This is a genomic window from Paenibacillus sp. FSL R7-0179, assembly GCF_038002265.1.
In the GTDB taxonomy this organism is placed as follows: Bacteria; Bacillota; Bacilli; order Paenibacillales; family Paenibacillaceae; genus Paenibacillus_AQ.
Genome location: NZ_JBBOCC010000002.1, coordinates 1689274 through 1708006, shown reverse-complemented (window position 1 = coordinate 1708006; position 18733 = coordinate 1689274). Strand labels below are relative to the sequence as shown.

The window sequence follows — 18733 nt, the reverse complement described above, 5'->3', positions numbered from 1 at the left end:
ATTCACCATCCGCTAGTGGTATAAATGATACTGCTGTTTCATTTCTGCAAATTGCCTGCTGTCCTCTGCAAACTGTTCAAGCAGCTGCTTAGCCTGAATATCCTTCGTACGGTAGATACTGCTTCCGCCCAGCAAATCAATAAAAGGACGTGAGCCCTCCTTCACTGGGGGCAGAAATGCAAAGGGCTCAAACAGGTCTCTTATCGTAAATAATAAGGATACGCCAACCTCTAACGGCTTGATCACCTGGCGATCTGTAATATAGAGTTGAACGCCGCCGCACAGCTCTCCAGAATGCTTGGATGACGTTGGTTTGAAATGAACCGGACGGAAATATACGCCTGGAAGCCGCAAAGCTTTCATCTCATCTGCCAGCTGCTGCGCCTCAATAAAGGGAGCTCCAATCATTTCAAAGGGGAAGGTTGTGCCCCTGCCTTCGGAGCAGCTTGTCCCCTCAAATAAACAGGTGCCTGTATATAATAACGCGGTTTCATACCGGGGGATTCCCAGTGAAGGATGAACCCAGGTCAAGCCTGTATCCGGGAAGGACATGCTCCGTTTCCAGCCTTCCAGACGAACGACATGAAGCTCTGCCTTCCAGTTCATCTGATCATTGGCCATGACAGCCACTTCACCTGCGGTCAGGCCGTAGCGGACAGCCAGCTCATAATTCCCGACAAAGGATTTGAAGCCGGGCTGTAAGATGTTCCCCTCCACGTTCACCCCGTTCAGCGGATTCACCCGGTCGAAAACAACAAATTCCACGCCAGCCGCAGCACAATCCTCAAGGGCATACAGCATCGTATAAATGAAGGTATAATACCGTACACCAACATCCTGGATATCATACACAAGGATATCTACCTTCTCCAGCATTTCCTTTGTTAAACGTTTGGAATCTTTGCGGTACAGGCTGTAGACCGGAACCTTGGTACGGGGGTCCGTATACGTCTCCACTAATGCCCCTGCATCCAAATCTCCGCGCACACCATGCTCAGGCGAGAACATGGCCGTAAGATTACAATTCTCGTGTAATATCGTAATGGTAGATCTGAAATCTTTGGTAAGCCCTGTCGTCGCTGTAATTAAACCCACACGTTTCCCTTTAAACAGATGAAGATACCTTGTGATAGAGTCAACTCCGCTCCACACCATATCACTTTGCATCATTCAACCCCCCTGTGTTCCGGGTAGGGCCAAGAAATTTTGCCCATGACTACCGGCCGGGAAGCTCCGGTGACCTGGGGAATATTATTCGGCAGACGTCTCATCGTATGATAAGCCAGTACAGCAAAAGCAACGGCTTCCTTGGCATCGCTGTTGCCGCCAATATCCTCCTGTGTCAGCACCTGTACTCCAAACGGGGCAAATAACTGCCGCAACTCACGCATTAACGTCAGGTTATAACTCCCCCCGCCGCCAACCACTAATCGCTGAGCCTGATGCTGCGGGGCAATATACCGTTCATAGCTGTCGGCAATGCTCCATGCTGTCAAGTGTGTTGCCGTGACTATTACATCCTCAGCTTTCCAGCGATTCGACTCCATCATCTGAAGTATTTGGGCAACATATTGTTGTCCAAACCGTTCTCTGCCCGTCGATTTCGGGAATGGCATACTATAATACTCATCCTGCTGCATCCATTTCAAAAGCGGATCAATGACCTCACCGCCCGCAGCAATTTCACCGCCGGCATCCATCGTCATTGGCGCAAATAAACGGGAGACAAGACCATCAATAATCATATTCCCGGGCCCTGTATCGTAAGCATACACCTCTTCGGGTGAAGCATTGGCCGGAAGAACCGTTATATTCCCGATTCCTCCAATATTCTGCAGCAGTGAGGTTTTCTCCGGATGGTTAAACAATAAATATTCAGTAAAAGGCACGAGTGGCGCCCCCTGTCCATTCATTGCCATATCAGCAACCCGAAAATCTGAGATGCAGGGAATGCCCGTCCGGTTCGCTATCACCGCACCTTCCCCGATCTGCACCGTACAGTGCAGGTTGTAGCCGTCCATCCTCATCTCTTCCGGTGCATGATAGATCGTTTGGCCATGTGATCCTATCGCAACTATTCGGGAAGGCGCAAGTCCGCATTTGCGGATCACCGACAGTGCAGCCCGGGCGTATAATTCCCCCAGCCACATATTCATTGCGCCTACTTTATCCACCGTGGCCTTGGAAGGATCAAACAGCTCGAATATCGAGCTTCTGACATGCGCTGGAAACGGGGTATTCTCAAAAGCCAGTAACTCCGTCTCTATTCCGTACTCTTTGTCCGGCGAAGAAGAAAGCTTAATTACCGCTGCATCAATACCGTCTACCGATGTGCCGGACATCAAGCCAACCAGATAGGCAACCTCTACTTCAGATGGGCCGCCCATTACCCTTTCACCGCTCCGACGGCGACTCCTTCAAGGAAATACTTCTGTAAGCTGAAGAACAAAATAAACATCGGAACCGCAGAAATGGTTGCCCCGGCCATCATAGGTGCAAAGTACGTTGTATTCGCAAAACGGAAGTTTTTGAGCCCCACCTGAATCGTCTGCATATCCATGGTGTTGGTTACCAGGAACGGCCAGAAGAAGTCATTCCATGCTGCCATAAACGTCAGGATCGCCAGCACGGCCATTACCGTTTTGGACAGCGGCATAATGATATACCAGAAGATTTTAGGCTGGGAGCAGCCCTCGATTTTGGCAGCCTCAATAATTTCAACCGGAATGGACGACATGAACTGCTTAACCAGAAAAATGTTATACACTGTGACAATGCTTGGCATAATCAGCGCTGTATACGTATTTTGCAATTCAAAAATATTTACGATCAATATATACAGCGGAACCTGGGTGACCTGAGTTGGGATCATCATGGACCCCAGCAGAATCGCGAACAGAATGCCTTTTCCTCTAAATTTCATTTTGGCAAAAGCGTATCCTGCAAGCGTGGCGAAGAATACGTTAGATACTGTAATACAGGCTGCTACAATAAAAGAATTTTTTAACCAATCCCAGGAATGGGCGCTGAAGTTAAAAAAGAATTTATACGACTCAAAGGAAATCTTCGCCGGGATCAGCGAATAGCTCATTGCGCCAGCTTCTACCGGATCGCCGAACGAGGAAATGATCATAAAGTATATCGGGAAAATGGTCGCCGCGGCAAACAGGAGAAGGGCTGTAATGATCAGACCATTACGGGCGAACAGAGACCCTTTGCTTTTGATAGTATTGTTGAACAACCCCATAGGTTTCTGCCCCTTTCCTAATATTCTATATCTTTACCTAGAATCTTAAATTGGAAGAATGAGATCAAGGCAATAACCGCTGCCAGAAGTAAGGATTGGGCCGCTGCCTCGCCAAACTCGAAATATGTGAACGCGTTGTTAAAGATTAACAATCCCACCATAGTTGTGGCATGGTCTGGTCCGCCGCCTGTCATCAGATAAGCGTTCTGGAACACCTGGAAGGAACCAATGACCCCGGTAACCAGCAGGAATAGCGTTGTTGGCTTAAGGAAAGGGATGACAATATACCGCAGCTTTTGCAAAAAAGTCGCCCCGTCAATATCAGCTGCTTCATAATAACTGTTATCAATACTGAGTAGTGCCGCCAGATAGATAATGATCGCTGTACCATGACTTGACAGCCAGGACATTAATACAAGTGAGAACATGGCCGTTGCACTCGAACCAAGCCAGTTCTGATTACTGATTCCAAACCATCCGACCGCTTGATTGGCAATACCTGATTTTAGCGGATCAAAGATCCACAGCCATACGACAGCAAGAGATACCCCTGAAGCTACAGCCGGCAAATAATATACCGCTTTAAATATAGTTTGTGTTTTTTTCTTAAAAGGCATAATCAGAATGGCCACAAGGAAGGACAGTAAAATATTAAATGGAACGGTTAACAGCGTATAGACCAATGTATTTTTCAGCGCTTTCCAGAACAGCTCATCTGAAAAGGAATTGACGAAGTTCTCCAGGCCGACATAAGTGGACCCTAGTGGACGATATTTCTGCAGGCTGATTATAAAGGCATTGATTACCGGATAGGCAGTAAATAAAGAAAATGCAATAAGTGCTACTGCGATAAACGCGTATCCCCAGCCAGAGTCACTTTCGAGCTTCAGCTTTTTTCTTTTTGTCAACAATTGATTCATTGGGCCGCACCTCTCTTCTTCAAAAAAGTACCTTCTGCTTGCCTGCATTCAGAAGGAAAGCTGTACGTTTAAGCTTCGTACAGCTTTCACTTCACATGCCGGCCTATATGGCAATCTAGTCAGCGACCACACCATCTTCACCGAAGGATTTGACGGCAGCTGCTTTAACTGCATCATACATCTCTTGCGGGGTAATCTCATCGGCAAGCAATGCCTGCAGTTTAGGAATAATCACTTCTGTTTCAATTTTGAGCGCTTCAGCAGCCTGCTCCGTAGGAATATCTGTACGGGCCGGGAGCGCTTTGGCCATCATAGCTTTACCTGCAGCTACGTTGTCTTCGTTACGCGGGAATTTTTCAAGCACTTCTGCTTTACGTGCAGACTCGGTAATTGGTGTTAAGAACAGCTCATTACTATAGTTGGCAGCAATCGAACCGGAAGACAGGAAATTCACCGCCAGAGCAATATTTTTGATATGCTCTTCTGAAGGCTCCTTTTTCCCGCGGAGTGCGACATAACCGTCCACTATGGAAGTAGGGATATAATCGGCACCGTTGAAGGTTGGAACCGGAAGTGAAATGTAATCCACTTGGATAGAATCGGCAACAGCTGATCCATCGTTCGCTTTAATTTTCTCATTGTTCAAACGGGCGGAGTTTTCAAATGCCGACAAGCCTTTACCCGTGATCATCGTTTGGCCGGTCAGGAACATATTCCAGCGTTTGCCGGCATCGATGGAGCTTAACTCTTTCGGCATAGAACCATCGTCGATCATTTCACGGATTGCTGTCAGCAGACCCAGGAATTTTTTGCTTGTATACGTGTATTTGAGGTCATTATCGAAGTAATCCGGCAGCCCCGCAGTTTTAGCAAGAATACCCAGGTAGTCTTTAGAAGTTACACCGGAGGTCGCGAATACGAAACCGTAACGACTGGTTTCACCTTTATCATTTTTTACTACACCTTTTGCAATAGCTTTCCGGAACTCATCATAGGTCCAGCCGTTTTGCTGAATACTCTTCCAGTCAATTCCGGCTTCTTCAAGGAATTGTTTATTACCGCCGATGGTGTGGATTTCCATATACGCGGGCAGGCCGTACTGGGCATCACCCAATTGAAAGTATTTCATTGGAACTTCGTCATAATCCGCCTTAACTTCGTCAGACAGGACTGGGTTCAGATCGATTAGTACATCTAGTGCTGCATATTTCGAAAGTCCGGAGGCACCGATCCAGGCAATATCCGGAGGGGAGCCTGCATTGACTTGTGTATCCAGCTTTTGTGTCATATCTTCCCAGCTCGCCGGTTCGATTTTCAGCGTCAAATTAGGATGCAGAGCATTAAATTCTTTTTCCATATCAGCAAAGCGGGCCTGGTAATTAGCCGATACCGGAGGTAATAATGCGGTTATCGTATCTTTTCCCGCACCGCTGCTGCCTGTGTTTCCGGAATTTGCAGAACCCGCAGTGTTATTTGCTTTCCCTCCGCAGGCGGATAACAGCGACATCATCATGATTGCTGACAATAACAGAGTTAAACCTTTTCTTTTTTTCATCGATAGCAGCCTCCTTAATTTTCACAAGCATCCATCCGGTAATTCCATTTCCTGCGCTTTAATTCAATGAGAGGATCGCTTGCTTCAGGCGTCCTCCATTAGCCTCAAGCGCTTCTTCTGCCGCTTTTGCGTCTAACCCCGTTTTAATCATCATGATGGCCAGCTTACAATTCATTCCTGCCTTTTCAAGTGTCTCTGAGGCGGCTTGGGTGTCTACACCCGTCGTATTCATAATAATGCGGAGGGAGCGGTCTACCAGCTTGTAATTGCTGGCTTTTAAATCAACCATTAGGTTGTTATAGGTTTTCCCCAACTTGACCATAGTACATGTGGTCAGCATATTGAGCACCAGCTTTTGAGCCGTTCCCGCCTTCAACCGGGTCGAGCCGCTAATGACCTCCGGTCCTACAACAGGTGAAATACAAATATCTGCAATGGGTTCAAACTTGGAGCCCTTGTTGTTGCACACACCGATGGTAGCGGCCCCAAGCGTCTTCGCCTTCGCTAGAGCTGCAATCACAAACCTGGCGCTCCCGCTTGCCGAAATGCCGATAACTACATCCTGGTCTGTCACCCCGATGCTATCGACTAATGCGGTCCCTGCCTCGTCATCGTCTTCACAGCCTTCAACCGCATTCCGCAGAGCAATATCACCCCCGGCGATATATCCTTGTACCATCGAAGGATCTGTACCAAAGGTAGGAGGACATTCGGAAGCGTCCAAAACACCCAATCTTCCGGAGGTGCCGGCTCCTATGTAAAACATTCTCCCGCCGGCAGACAGCCTGTGGTGCAGAATATCTACCGCCCTTGCAATCTGCGGGATTTCGTTAGCGACGGCTGCCGAGACCAGAGCATCCTGCTGATTCATTAACTGGACCATTTGTTCAGTCGTACATTCATCAATCATCAGGGTGTCCGGATTCACGGCTTCTGTGGTTAATCCCGCAAGGTAGTCATTCATAGTCATCCTCCTTCTTGTTAAACATAAATTCCATGTATCTAACAATTCATGTTAGAATATCATACATTTATTAATTTTTATACTAATATATATCCCTAAAGCCGTCAATAGATTTTGAAATAAAATTTTATTTATGAATATTATTCCGATTTTTTATTTCATAATCTCATATAATCAGTTATACCACATTTATAAAGCGCTTACAATAAGCGATTCTCACTTTTGTCAAACGTTATTATCACACCTTCTGCCGTATTCTTGAAAAACAAGTCATTAGATTCGCCAGAATCAAACATTCTGTGATGTAGATAATCTGACATCGTTAAGGGAAGACCAAAATCAACCTAACGGGTGAATGAGATTACCTGCGAGCGAACACAATGTATGCTGTTTTCGCCATACATTCGGTCCATTTGCCTACTTGCGGGCACAATGTATGCTGTTTTTCGCATATATTTGGTTCCTAGGCCTGCTTGCGAGCAGGATGTATGCTGTTTTTCATATACATTCAGGCCGTGTGCCTGCTGTGAACACAATATATGCTGTTTTTCACATACATTTAGTCCATATGCCGTTGTACTCTCCCATTCTATAGGTTCTAAGCCTATCTTCCGCCACCTTTAGCTTCACAGTCACTCTACCTCCGAATCATTCCAAGAGCTCTTATCCACAAATCTACACACACCTTTGCTGCAGCAGCAGGAAACTATAGTTTCCTATACAATAAAAAAGCATTGACCGATGACCGATCAATGCTTCCTCCAAGTCTATTCGATTCTGAGTACTTAATATCTGAGTTTTTTCTTCAAAATATTATGGGTATTGGTTAAAGAGGCTTTTACCTGCTCGTATTCTGCACTTGCCACACCGGCAAACAGGATGTCGATGATCGTCAGCATAGCAATACGTGAGCCCATGGCACCGCTGCGGATTGTTATTTCAGGGGTAGATATGCTGAGAACAATATCCGCCCGCATTGCAAGCTCGCTTTTGTTGTACCGGGTAACCGCAATACATGTCGCTTTATTCTTCTGGGCAATGATCAGGGCGTCAATAATGTCACTGGTTGCACCAGAATTAGAAATAAAAATGGCAACATCGTCTTTTCCGAGTAAGGTTGCTGCCGTGAGCTGGCTATGGCCATCTGTATAAGCATGACACATTTTGTTAATGCGAGAGAATTTCTGTTCCGCGTCCATACAGACGATTCCCGAGGCTCCAATGCCAAAGAAAACAATTCTTTTGCTATGGCACAGCACTTCTACTGCTCTTGCAATCTCATTCCGGTCAACCACACTAAGTGTGTCCTCAATGGATTTCATGTTATTGAGTGAAATATTTGAAATAATGGTCGAGAGCTCATCACCCGGCTGAATATCTGTATACTGGGCCTTTGCATCCTCATCGCGGGAACCCAAAGAAGCTGATATACTCACAATAAAATTGCGGTATCCGCTGTAGCCCATTGTTTTACAGAACCGCAGGACCGAGGCATCACTTGTTTTACTCGATTGGGCCAATTCTTTAATGGACAAATGGGGAATCTCTTCTTTGTTCTCCAGAATATAATCCCCGACCAGCCGTTCAACCGGAGTAAAGCTTTCCCTCATTTCACGAATCTTGATTAATATATTGTCATTTAAATTCATAATCTACCTACTCAAGATTTAATGAATATCATAGATATTATCATAAACAATACAGGCGGCCTATTTCAATAGCAAAACCATATTGGCACACCTAATTCTTATTATCAATCAGATCTAACCAATCAAAAAAAGCTCCTGAACCGTCAAAAGGACTGATTCAAGAGCTTATTCATTCTTACGGTAATGCGGTCAAGAGGACTCGAACCTCCACGATATTGCTACCACTGGCACCTGAAGCCAGCGCGTCTGCCAATTCCGCCATGACCGCATATTCAGTTGACTTGCTTTCGCAGTCACAAGATAGATCTTACCATGCCAGATTTATGGAGTCAAGTTTATTTTATTGTAAATTTCTATCCATAAATTGCAAGTAAAATATTGCTTTTATTTGCGGATTCGGTGTATAATGAGAACAAAGGTTCGCATAATATAAATGAGGTGATTTATAATGGCGATTACCAAGAGACACCCCCTAAATACACCAACAATCCCTGAGAATATAACCAAAGATGAATTGTCCCTGGTCAGAAGCTATCTGTTGCTAACGTTTATTCATAAAGTATTCGAACGCGACTGCCGTGCCATCGGCAAGAGCGGTCTGTTCAAAACTCCCCAGCTCTACATGGAGCTGGTATCCAGCGCTACCAAGAAGACATCCCTGATGCTGAAGGAGGTTACCCGCGAGCTTACCGTGAGCCAGCTCAAGATCAGTACTGTGCGCCAGGATCAGCGCGGAGTTACCGCCGAGTATAACTGCCGGGGCTATGTTGGCGAGATCCATATTCTATGGCCCGGCTTCCGTAATGAGATGATGCAGCGTATGCGCGCCTACCTCGGACTGGGTGCCGAGCTCGCCTCCATTCTTCCCCGGGATGAACAAGCCGAACAGTTGGCCATGACCATCTAAGCTGTCCTTTGTAATGGATAATACTGCTGTCACCAAGAGCCTCGCCCCAAATAGGACGAGGCTCTTGGTGCGGGTGCAGCACAAGATTTGAATATGCTGGCGGTGAGCGGCTTGGGTGAATTTTATTGTCGGGAACACTGGGGGATTAAGCTCAGTTTTCCGCATACATTTGGTCCAGGTGCCTTCGCGCGAGCAATTGTAATCGGTTTTTCGATTACATTTGGTCCAGGTAGCTCCACGCGAGCAATTGTAATCGGTTTTTCGATTACATTTGATCCAGGTAGCTCCACGCGAGCAATTGTAATCGGTTTTTCGATTACATTTGATCCAGGTAGCTTCGCGCGAGCAATTGTAATCGGTTTTTCGATTACCTTGGTCCAAGCAGCAACCCGGCCCCTTCCTGCCGTTCGCCGGTTCGCAGCCCGAGCGAACTTACTTCAAGACCTTCTCCAGCTGCTTCGCTCCTGCCTCCGGGAACAGCTTGGCTGTATGCTCCATAATCCGCTCCATGGATGCTTTAGGCTGAATGCTGTACTGCGAAGTCACCCATTCCGCTCCGAATACATGCTCGCTTACGGCATAACGGCCGATTCCCCAGCCGTAGGGACGGCCATGCTTGTCCTGCTTATACTCGAATTTGCTGGCTGTAATGTAGGTCTGCATCTGGAGCAGCGTCATGGCTGTGTCGAAGCCTTTGGCACCTTTGGCTGCGAAGCCGGACAGCGCTTTGAGGTCACTGGAGAGCAGCCCCGCCTCATGCTCCAGCAGCACATCCATTATTCGTTTGCTGGCCATGGAGGCCAGTCCGTCATCATATCTGGCGTCGAAGTCATAACCGTCACGGCGGTAATTGGCGAAGTCCGGATACCATTCTCTGCTGATGAACCCGGCCTTCTTGTTGAAAAGCTTCGCATAAGCGATCTCGCCCCCGGCCGCAATCTCCTCGCGCCATTCCCACGGGCCGATTACATCCTTCACGAACCAGTAGCCCGCAGGCGTGCATTCCTCCAGAGAGAAGCCTGCGATCTCACAGCGGAACAAGGGCAGGTACCCGATCTCCCGCACCAGTGCGGCCAGTTCTCCGGCATCTTTGATAACCGGCAGCTTCATGATTGCCCTCCAGGGCGATAGGTCCAGCCCCCGTCTCCGTGGTAGATCATCTGCTTGCCCATCCCGCCATCGATTGTAATGTTCTCGCCCGTGATGAATCCCGCAGCCTCAGTGCACAGGAACAGCACCATAGCCGCGATATCCGCCGGAGTTCCGACCCGTCCCGCAGGATGCTGCAGCCGGTCCGGCTCGGTATGAACCGGCTCCACCGATTCCTCTGTACCGTGATAAGCCGTGGTATCAATCCAGCCCGGGCTGATGGCATTCACCCGGGCTTTGCCGGCCAGACTTACACTAAGAGCGTGGGTCAATGCACCAATTCCGCCTTTGGCGGCAGTGTAGCTCTCGGTATCCGGCTGCGACATCCGCTCCCGGCTGGAGGAGATATTCACAATAGAAGCTCCTTGGGCCAAATACGGCTTAAGCCGCAGCGTCAGATAATAGGGTGCCGTCACTCCGACCCGTTGCACATACTCGAAATCCTCATAGGTGCACTCGGACTGCAGCCCTTTCCTGCTGATACAGGCATTGTTAATCAGATAATCGACCTGTCCGTAACGGCTGATCACCTGTGCGGTGAAATCATCCAGCACGGACTGCTGCGCAATATCGCCCGCATAGAAAAACAGCCGCTCAGTGCCATACCGCTCCTCCAGCCAGTGTCCGGCTGCAGAATCCGTATCGATGCAGGCAACCATTGCTCCGGCCTTCAGGAATTCTTCGGTGATGCAGCGTCCGATTCCCCCCGCGCCGCCGGTGACTATCGCTATTTTATTATGATGACTCATCTTGACCTCCATTCTCCGCTCATTCCGGGGTATAGGCTTCTGGTCTGGGCTCGCTCACCGGCTGATACAGGTATCTCCGGTCCAGCTTCACCACATGCTTGTTTGGACGCCGGATCATCACCTGGGTCTCGTCCCAGGCCAGCACGATCCCTCTGATATCATTGCTCGCCAGCCCGTCGCGCACGACTCTTACCCGCTCACCAGAAATCCGGTAGGCATCCAGTTGTTCATCGCTGATCATAGTATTCTTGCTCTCCTCTCTGTGCTTAGCTTGTCCAAATTCAACTCTGAATCCGGTCATGAAAAAGACCCAAATGAGAATCATCCGGGTCTAGTTATCTTTCAAAAGCAATCTGTATGTCTTATGAAGTTCCTATATCAGCGCTTCATTCTTCTCAAACCAGAAGTCAAGAACTTTAGCGGACATCACACGTTGTTCCAGATATTCGACCTGATGCTCTGTGAATGTCTGTCTCCAGCTGAACGACAGCTCTTCACACAAACTTGTGATTGTCAAAAGCTCTGACCAAGCAACATAACGTTTGTACCAGAAAAACTGAGGATGTTCGATCATATAGGGATACAAATCGTCGAACTCCGTGTGTTTGCAATCCAGCGCACGTTCGAAGTGATCCTTAGCCTCGGTTAGTTTATCAATAAAAAACTGCTCTGTCACCGGTTCATTCCCCATTGTGACGCCTCCTCTCTCATGTCTAATTTTTATTATAAAGGAAAACTTATAGGGTGAAAAGCAGATGTTTGAAAAATAGGCTGTGTTCCTGTTATTGTCACTTCCACCTTATCCGAAAACAATTGTCCCGTCATTAAGAGAGGTAATATCAACAAGGGATTCCAGACGGATTCCCTGTTCGCGGATCGTGCGTGCACCGGCCTGGAAGCTTTTTTCGACTACTACGCCAAGGCCCACCAGCTCGGCTCCTGAACGCTGGATAATCTTAATCAGGCCGCGGGCCGCGTCGCCGTTGGCGATAATGTCATCGATGAAGAGGATTTTGTCATCCTCCGAGATGAACTGGCGGGACAGCATGATGTCCGTAACAATCCCTTTGGTAAAAGATGGAACCCGTTCACACAGAGCGTCGGGATCAGCCAGCAGCGTTTTTTTGCGGCGGGCAAACACCAGCGGCACCTTCATCTCATAAGCGGTGGCAAATGCCACGGCAATCCCCGAGGATTCCACAGTCACTACGCGAGTCACTCCAGCCTCAGCAAATCTGCGGGCAAATTCCCGTCCCATTTCCATCGTCAGCATCGGGTCGACCTGGTGGTTAAGCAGCCCGTCCAGCTTCAGCACCTGATCCGAGACGACTACACCTTCCTCCAAAATCCGCTGTTTCAATATTTCCATAATTGTAAACCTCCATTACCCTTTATAGACGTTCCACCGAAATCACACCTGTTCGTCCAGGCGGAAGTCATGTCCCTCTGTTCCTCATCATAACCTGTACTATGCGGACTACACAAGGCTATATCCTTGCAGGCCCCGCGATTATAAACTTCGCAGCATTCATAAGGAGGCTAAGCATGAAGTCACATGTCCGCACATTACAGATCGCGTTCACTTATATTGGTACCATTGTCGGCGCCGGATTCGCTACCGGCCAGGAAATCCTCCGTTTTTTCACCAGATACGGCCACTGGGCCCTGCTGACGATTCTGTTCTCTGCCGCTCTCTTTATCTGGCTGGGCACCAAAATGATGATCATCGCCCGGAAAATCTCTGCGGATTCGTATGAGGATTTCAACCGCCATCTGTTCGGAGCCAAGTCTGGGACCATCATCAGCCTGTTCACCATGATTATTCTGATCGGGGTGAACAGCATCATGCTGGCAGGCGCCGGGGCGATCTTCAAGGAGCATCTCGGCCTTCCTTATCAGGCTGGACTGCTTCTGACTCTCCTCGGATCTTACTTGCTGCTGAAGCGCGGCATTTCCGGCATTCTGCAGATCAACAGCCTTGTGGTGCCCCTGATGCTTACTTTGTCGCTAATTCTTGTCTGTAATACGCTGGGCGTGGCGGGAGCCGAACGCTTCCTCTTCCTGCCCACCGATTACAGCAGCATCAACGCCTGGATCTCTCCGCTGCTCTATACCTCGTTCAACCTTGGCATGGCCCAGGCTGTACTGGTTCCGCTGGCCCGTCATACGGATGACGAACGTGCGCTGGTGCGCGGCGGTATTCTGGGCGGAGCGGGCATCGGGTTCATGCTGCTGGCGGCCCATTTTGCCATGAGCTCGCAGATGCCGGGCATCCTGCAGTTCGAAATTCCGATGGGGAGCATCGCCGTCCGGCTGGGTCCGGTGGTGCAGATGATCTTCTTGCTGCTGATCTTCATGGAAATCTTCAGCACCTTCGTTGCGGGGATCTACGGGGTAAGCGTACAGCTCCAGCAGCGGCTCCCGGTTGCCCCTGCGCTTGTCGCCCCGCTGCTCATGCTGATCTGCTATGTGTTCAGCCAATTCGGCTTCAGCTCGCTGCTGGGCATCTTCTACCCGATCTTCGGCGCGCTGTGTCTGATATGGGTAGTCATGCTCGTGCGTTCCCCCATATCTCCGCCGCCAGGTCAGGGCAAGCCCCCAACAGGAGGTGCGGGCGGTAAAAAGCAGGGGATCACGATTGTCAGCATCAAGCCTGCCATCCGGACTACACGGAAATAACTGTTGCAGCAGGAATGATGCCCGCCACAGCTTCGGCAACGTGGCGGTGGCAGGTCATCATGACGATCTGCCGGGAAGCCGACAGCTCGCCAAGCAGAGCCAGGGCCGCGTGCAGCCGGTGTTCATCGAAATTAACGAACAGATCATCGAAGAACAGCGGCAGATTGACCTTACCGCTCATCGTTTCTGCCAGTGCCAGCCGGATCGCCAGATACAGCTGCTCCGCGGTTCCCCGGCTGAGCAGTCCGCTGTCCAGCAGTCCGGCATCCTTGTGTTCAGCCTTCAGCTCTTTGTGCCCCAGCGTCATCACGATCCGGCGGTATTCCCCGTACGTGAGCTTCGAGAAATACAGGGAGGCCAGCTGCAGCACCTGAGGCTGCTTCTCCTGTTCATAGATCCTGCGCGTCCGCCCCATCAGCTCGGCCGCCAGCGCTGTTACCGCATATTGGCCGGCCAGATTACGCAGTGCCGCCCGCTGCTCCTCCAGCTGCTGGAGGGCAGTGTCTTCCTTGCCGCGCACCGAGAGTGCTTCCCGTTCCTGCAGCAGCTTGCCGCGCTGCTCTAGCAGTGCGCTCCGCTCCTCTTCAAGCTCGACTGCCGCTTCTTCCGCAGCTAGACGCTCCTGCGCAAGCCGCCCTGCATCCAGATGCTCCAGCAGACTCAGCAGCTCCGTCCGCCCTTCGGCATCCCAGCCGCTGAACATCGCCAGCTCCGCTTGACGCACGGACCGCGTAACCTCTATCCGTCTCAGCCACACAGCAGAACGGCGCAGGAAGTCTTCACCATCCTCAGCACCGCCTTCCTCCAGCAGCTTCGAGCACCGCAGGTTCAATTCCGCCTGCTCCCTAAGATTCCCTGCCAGCTCCTCCTGGACCTCAGCCAGCCGTGCCTCCGTACTCTCTCTGCGCAGCAGCTCCGCCTTCAGCTGATCCCACTCCCGCTTCCGCAGCTCCAGCCAGGTTAAGAGGGCGGCTGGGGTAGGTTGACCGGGAGCAGCTTGAGTTGCGGGTGGATGCTGGGCAGTAGGATCGGTGGCGGGTAGACGGCGCTGCTCAGTAGTTTCGCTGGGTATTGACGTCTGATAAGCAGATAAATCGTTAGAGGATAGCAACTGCTGGACTGTAGCCTCGGTAGCGGGTAGCTGGTGCTGCTCAGTAGACTCTGTAGCCAATAATCGGTGCTGTGCAGTAAGCGGAACAGCCGGTAGTGATTGCTGCTCAGCTACAAAGGGAATAGAATTTGGCCGTCCGGTCCCCGCAGCTGCAAGCAGCTTCAGCCCTTCCTGCTCATAGAGCGCACATTCCGCAGCCAAGCCGCTCAGCCGCACAGACCATTTGGTCTCCTGGCGCAGCAGCTCATGGCCCTGCTCTGCCAGGGCGAAGATATCCGGCAGGCCGTCCGGCGACAGCCCTTCGGGGAGTCTCCGCTGACGCAGCCATTCTTCGTAGCGCGCCGCCAGCTCTGTGAAGCGGGTCTCCGCTTCCGCAAGCTCGCCGGTAAGCACCTGCTCCTGTCCGCTCAGCTGCGCAAGCTCCGTCCGGCAGGCCTCGACCTCAGCGGCTTGCCGGTCTACGCTCTGGCGCCAGGTGCCCCAGGCCTCCATCAGCCGGCGCAGCTCGCGCATCCCGGCCTCCAGCCCGCCTGCGTCCGGGCTGGACGCCTGCCCGCTCTCCCGCTCCGCGCCGGAGAGCAACAGCCCGCGCAGCCGCAGCATCTCCGCTGCGGCCTTGCCCGCCTCCCCGCCGCCGGGCTCCGGCGGGGACCCCGCCGCCCCTGCTGCGCGCAGGGCGGACCAGAGCCACAGGTCCGCTGCGGCCAGCAGGCCGAGCGCGGACCATACGCTGACCGGCGGTGCGCCGGTCAAGAGCAGCGCAGGCGGCAGCAGCAGCGTAAGCGCTGCGCCCGCCTGCAGGAGGCGCCGGTAGCGTGCCGCCCGGCGCGGGCCCCCGCCGGGGCGGCTACTGCCCCCGGCGGTATCCCTGCGGCGCGTAGCTGACGCGCCGCCTTCCGGGCCGAGCTGCGCTTCGCGCCAGCGCTCGGCGGCCTGCTGCAGCTCGTCCCAGAGCTGCACCAGTTCACGCGGGCTGCGCGGGGCCAGGCCCGCGAAGTCCGCTGCGCCGCTGGCGTGCTCCTGCGCCAGCAGGCGCTCGGCTGCCTGCAGCGCAGCAGCGGCGGCGGCCTTGCGGGCGCGGAGGCTCAGCAGCTCCGCGCCCCGGGTCTCCATTTGCCGGTCATATCCGGCAAAAGAGGCGGCGTAACGCCGCGCGGCCTCCCGATCCGCGGCGGCCGGGTTGAAGCCCGCAAGCTCTGCGGCATCCCAGCCTGCGCCAATGCTGCGCAGCAGGCGTTCCAGCTGCTCCCGCAGAGCCGCCAGCTCCGCCTGAATCCGCTGCTGCTCCGACAGCTTGTCCTCGTAGCTGCTGCGGCTGCGGTCCAGCGCTTCGAGCGCAGGCCCCTGCTCCGCAAGCAGAGGATCAGGCGGATTCGCCGCCAGCTCTGCGGTAAGCTCCGCTGTAAGCCGTTCCAGCCGGAACGCCGCCCCCTGCAAGCTGCGCAGATCGGCTGTAAGGGACCTCCAGCGTTCCGCCCCGTTATCCGGGAACGAAGCAATCACAGGAAGCTCCTCCAGCTCCAGCCGGCCTTCGCTCCATTTCAGCCACAGCTCCCGGATGTCCTGCGCCTTGCGCAGCTTCATCAGCCTTGCCCCGGCGAGCTCGCGGTCCAGCTTCATCTGCTCCAGCTGCTGCTCCGCAGCTTCCAGAGCCAGCGTGTTCCCGTTATATCTCGGCAGATAAGAGCGGCTCTCCGCTACCTCCTGCTCCAGCTTCCCGATAGACTGTAGAATCCTGGCCGCCTCCTGGACCTTGCCGCGCGGCTTGTAGAGCTTCTCCGCCTCCTGGACCAGACGCTTCTCGGCCCGCATAATCTCCCCGCCGCCGCCCATCCCGGCATGGAACAGGTAGCTGCTCATTTCCCCGGACTGCAAGGCGCCCAGCTCCTGCAGCTCGTCAAGCGAGACAGCGAACAGCTGGCGGAACATGCTCCGGGAGATGCCGCCAAGCAGACGCCGCTCCAGCTCCGCCTGATTCAGCTCCTCCGTGCGGCCATCCGGATGGAGAATTGCAATATGCAGCTTCTCCGCTCTGCCCGGCCCCGCGCCGCCGGATGCATACCGGCGGATGGTCCATAATGCGCCGGACTCATCCCTTGCTTCCAGCACCCCGCCGTGCGTCCCTCCTTGCAGCGGCTCGTACCGTTCAGCCGGATTTGCCCTGCCGGGAATGCCGTACAGCATGGCACGGATGAACTGCAGGGTCGTGCTTTTACCAGCCTCGTTGCGTCCGAACAGAACCGTGACTCCTTCATTCAGTCCGATCTCCCGCTGAGCCAGCCTTCCGTAGCCGCCTATCCGCAATGAATCGATCTTCATTCCTCTACCTCCCGGCCTTGCTGTCCGCCACTATCTCCTGTATCTACGGCAGCGGCCTTACTCGTCGTCAATCCGTCAGCCTCCGCCGTCGCTCTTCCCGCCGCCAGCTCAACCTCCGCCAGCAATGCCTCACTATCCGCAACAGAAGACTCTTCACCTTCTGCCGCAGTATTCAGCGGCGTCACTCCTGACTCTTCCAGTCCGCTCAGCAATGTGATTCCCAGCTCTGCTGCACCTCTCAGCCATTCCTGCTTCTCTTCGGCTCCTGCGGATAATAGCAGCCTGCGCAGCTCCTGATTCTCCATCAGCGGTCTCAGCGCAGTAGCGACCAGTTCGTCCAGCTCTGCGGCATTCCCGCCACTGCGCCCGGCAAGCCGCAGCATTTCACCCAGGAAGCTGTCCTCCAGAAGCAAGTGTTCCCGGTCAACCGCAAGTCCCGTTTCGATGGAGAAGCCCTCCGTCCAGACCAAGCCTGCGTATTCCTTGCGCACTGCGCGCCCAGTTTCCCGCCGCTGGAGCTCAGTGAGCAGATCATCCGCCGCCCCCTTCTCAGCCAGCACCTTATGTATATCGCCCCGCCCGGTCAGGCGGAATCTGACCACAGACATCAGCTGCGGAGTCTCTCTGCGGATATCCTCCACTGCATTCTCTACAGCCAGGGTCCACTCTGCCTCGTCAGTGAGCCCTTCAATAGAGAGCTCGCGGACCTCCCAGCGTACACTGTCCAGTTCATGGAAATCCAGCCGGACTGCACCCTCTGCACTGACATCAACCGTATAACAGCCCTTCGGCCCGGTCTCCTTAATGCTTCTTCCTTGAATGTTGCCCGGATAGACGATAGGCGGATGCTCATGCAGAATACTCCGCTTATGAATATGCCCCAACGCCCAGTAGTCATAGCCCCTGCCGATCAGATCCTTCCGGGTGCACGGGGAGTAAGTCTCATGCTGGAGATCCCCGTCCACATTGCCGTGCAGCAGGCCGATGTGGAACAGGCTGCTGCCCGGCTGGCGGCTGAAGCGCAGAGCTGTATTCTCTGTCACTTTGGAGGTCGGGTAGGAGATGCCGCTGATCACAGCTACCTCCCGTCCGTCCTCCCGGCGGCGGGCGGTAACGCGCTCCGGCTCACTGCCGCCGAATACCGTAACATGGGCAGGCGGTGCTGAGCTAAGGCGCGGACCGTCCAGCGGATCATGGTTACCGTGGATCAGGAATACCTGAATCCCGTGGCTTCCGAGTTCCTCCAAGGCCTCCCGGAACCGGAGCTGCCCTTGAAGCGAAGCATCCGAGACATCGTAGACATCGCCGCTAATGACCACGAAATCTACCTTTTGCAGGATGGCTACGCCAACAAGCCGCCCGAGGGCGGCGAAGGTGGACTCCCGGAGATAGGAGCGGATTTCCGGCGGGAGATGAGACAGACCGGCGAACCGGCTGTCCAGATGCATATCCGCTGTATGCAGGAAACGAAAAGGAATCATAGC

16 protein-coding genes and 1 tRNA gene are annotated in these 18733 nt (G+C 52.8%); 2 read left to right on the top strand and 15 right to left on the bottom strand.

What is annotated here, in order from left to right; genetic code table 11:
- Window positions 1-12 precede the first annotated feature (12 nt).
- The 8 genes from MKX63_RS23850 to MKX63_RS23815 all read right to left on the bottom strand — a co-directional run bounded on the left by MKX63_RS23850 (window position 13) and on the right by MKX63_RS23815 (window position 8603).
- Window positions 13-1155 carry an exo-beta-N-acetylmuramidase NamZ family protein gene (locus MKX63_RS23850; protein WP_341023231.1) on the bottom strand — a complete coding sequence of 381 codons (1143 nt, stop codon included), beginning with the start codon at window positions 1153-1155 and terminating at the stop codon, window positions 13-15.
- Window positions 1156-1166: 11 nt separating this feature from the next.
- On the bottom strand, window positions 1167-2387 hold the full coding sequence (locus MKX63_RS23845) for an anhydro-N-acetylmuramic acid kinase (protein ID WP_341020543.1): 1221 nt from the start codon (window positions 2385-2387) through the stop codon (window positions 1167-1169).
- Window positions 2387-3247: a carbohydrate ABC transporter permease gene (locus MKX63_RS23840; RefSeq protein WP_341020541.1), complete on the bottom strand. Its 861-nt coding sequence runs from the start codon at window positions 3245-3247 to the stop codon at window positions 2387-2389. Before MKX63_RS23840 ends, MKX63_RS23845 begins: the two co-directional genes overlap by 1 nt.
- A 17-nt stretch (window positions 3248-3264) precedes the next feature.
- Window positions 3265-4167: a carbohydrate ABC transporter permease gene (locus tag MKX63_RS23835; protein WP_341020540.1), complete on the bottom strand. Its 903-nt coding sequence runs from the start codon at window positions 4165-4167 to the stop codon at window positions 3265-3267.
- Window positions 4168-4282: 115 nt separating this feature from the next.
- A complete protein-coding gene (locus MKX63_RS23830) occupies window positions 4283-5722 on the bottom strand; it encodes an ABC transporter substrate-binding protein (RefSeq protein ID WP_341020539.1) in 1440 nt (479 codons plus the stop codon).
- Window positions 5723-5780: 58 nt separating this feature from the next.
- Window positions 5781-6686, bottom strand: a complete 906-nt coding sequence (gene murQ, locus MKX63_RS23825) for an N-acetylmuramic acid 6-phosphate etherase (protein ID WP_341020537.1) — start codon at window positions 6684-6686, stop codon at window positions 5781-5783.
- A gap of 785 nt (window positions 6687-7471) precedes the next feature.
- A complete protein-coding gene (locus MKX63_RS23820) occupies window positions 7472-8335 on the bottom strand; it encodes a MurR/RpiR family transcriptional regulator (RefSeq protein WP_341020535.1) in 864 nt (287 codons plus the stop codon).
- Window positions 8336-8519: 184 nt separating this feature from the next.
- Window positions 8520-8603 (bottom strand) — tRNA-Leu (locus tag MKX63_RS23815).
- Window positions 8604-8783: 180 nt separating this feature from the next.
- On the opposite strand from MKX63_RS23815, the gene MKX63_RS23810 reads away from it, so the two are divergent.
- Window positions 8784-9242 (top strand): hypothetical protein, encoded by a 459-nt coding sequence (locus MKX63_RS23810; RefSeq protein WP_341020533.1) that lies wholly within the window; start codon window positions 8784-8786, stop codon window positions 9240-9242.
- 432 nt (window positions 9243-9674) lie between these two features.
- Here the strand turns inward: MKX63_RS23810 and MKX63_RS23805 are convergent, their stop codons facing one another.
- The 5 genes from MKX63_RS23805 to MKX63_RS23785 form a co-directional block, all read right to left on the bottom strand.
- Window positions 9675-10352, bottom strand: coding sequence for an AlkZ-related protein (locus MKX63_RS23805; RefSeq protein WP_341020532.1), 678 nt, complete (start codon window positions 10350-10352; stop codon window positions 9675-9677).
- Window positions 10349-11140, bottom strand: a complete 792-nt coding sequence (locus tag MKX63_RS23800; protein ID WP_341020530.1) for an SDR family oxidoreductase — start codon at window positions 11138-11140, stop codon at window positions 10349-10351. The genes MKX63_RS23805 and MKX63_RS23800 overlap by 4 nt, the downstream gene beginning before the upstream one ends.
- 19 nt (window positions 11141-11159) lie before the next feature.
- Window positions 11160-11381 carry a hypothetical protein gene (locus MKX63_RS23795; protein WP_340754711.1) on the bottom strand — a complete coding sequence of 74 codons (222 nt, stop codon included), beginning with the start codon at window positions 11379-11381 and terminating at the stop codon, window positions 11160-11162.
- A gap of 132 nt (window positions 11382-11513) precedes the next feature.
- Window positions 11514-11831, bottom strand: a complete 318-nt coding sequence (locus MKX63_RS23790) for a hypothetical protein (protein ID WP_340754713.1) — start codon at window positions 11829-11831, stop codon at window positions 11514-11516.
- Window positions 11832-11939: 108 nt separating this feature from the next.
- Window positions 11940-12509, bottom strand: coding sequence for a xanthine phosphoribosyltransferase (locus tag MKX63_RS23785; protein ID WP_341020528.1), 570 nt, complete (start codon window positions 12507-12509; stop codon window positions 11940-11942).
- A 176-nt stretch (window positions 12510-12685) separates the two neighbouring features.
- Between MKX63_RS23785 and MKX63_RS23780 the strand changes: the two genes are divergently transcribed.
- Entirely contained in the window at window positions 12686-13819 is a 1134-nt protein-coding gene (locus MKX63_RS23780; protein WP_341020526.1) for a YkvI family membrane protein, read from the top strand.
- On the opposite strand, the gene MKX63_RS23775 is transcribed toward MKX63_RS23780, so the two are convergent.
- Window positions 13806-17249: an AAA family ATPase gene (locus tag MKX63_RS23775; protein ID WP_341020524.1), complete on the bottom strand. Its 3444-nt coding sequence runs from the start codon at window positions 17247-17249 to the stop codon at window positions 13806-13808. The two genes, MKX63_RS23780 and MKX63_RS23775, sit on opposite strands and share 14 nt — an antisense overlap.
- The gene (locus MKX63_RS23770) at window positions 17246-18730 is read right to left on the bottom strand and encodes a metallophosphoesterase family protein (protein ID WP_341020522.1); all 1485 of its coding nucleotides are present in this window, start codon (window positions 18728-18730) and stop codon (window positions 17246-17248) included. Before MKX63_RS23770 ends, MKX63_RS23775 begins: the two co-directional genes overlap by 4 nt.
- Window positions 18731-18733 lie beyond the last annotated feature (3 nt).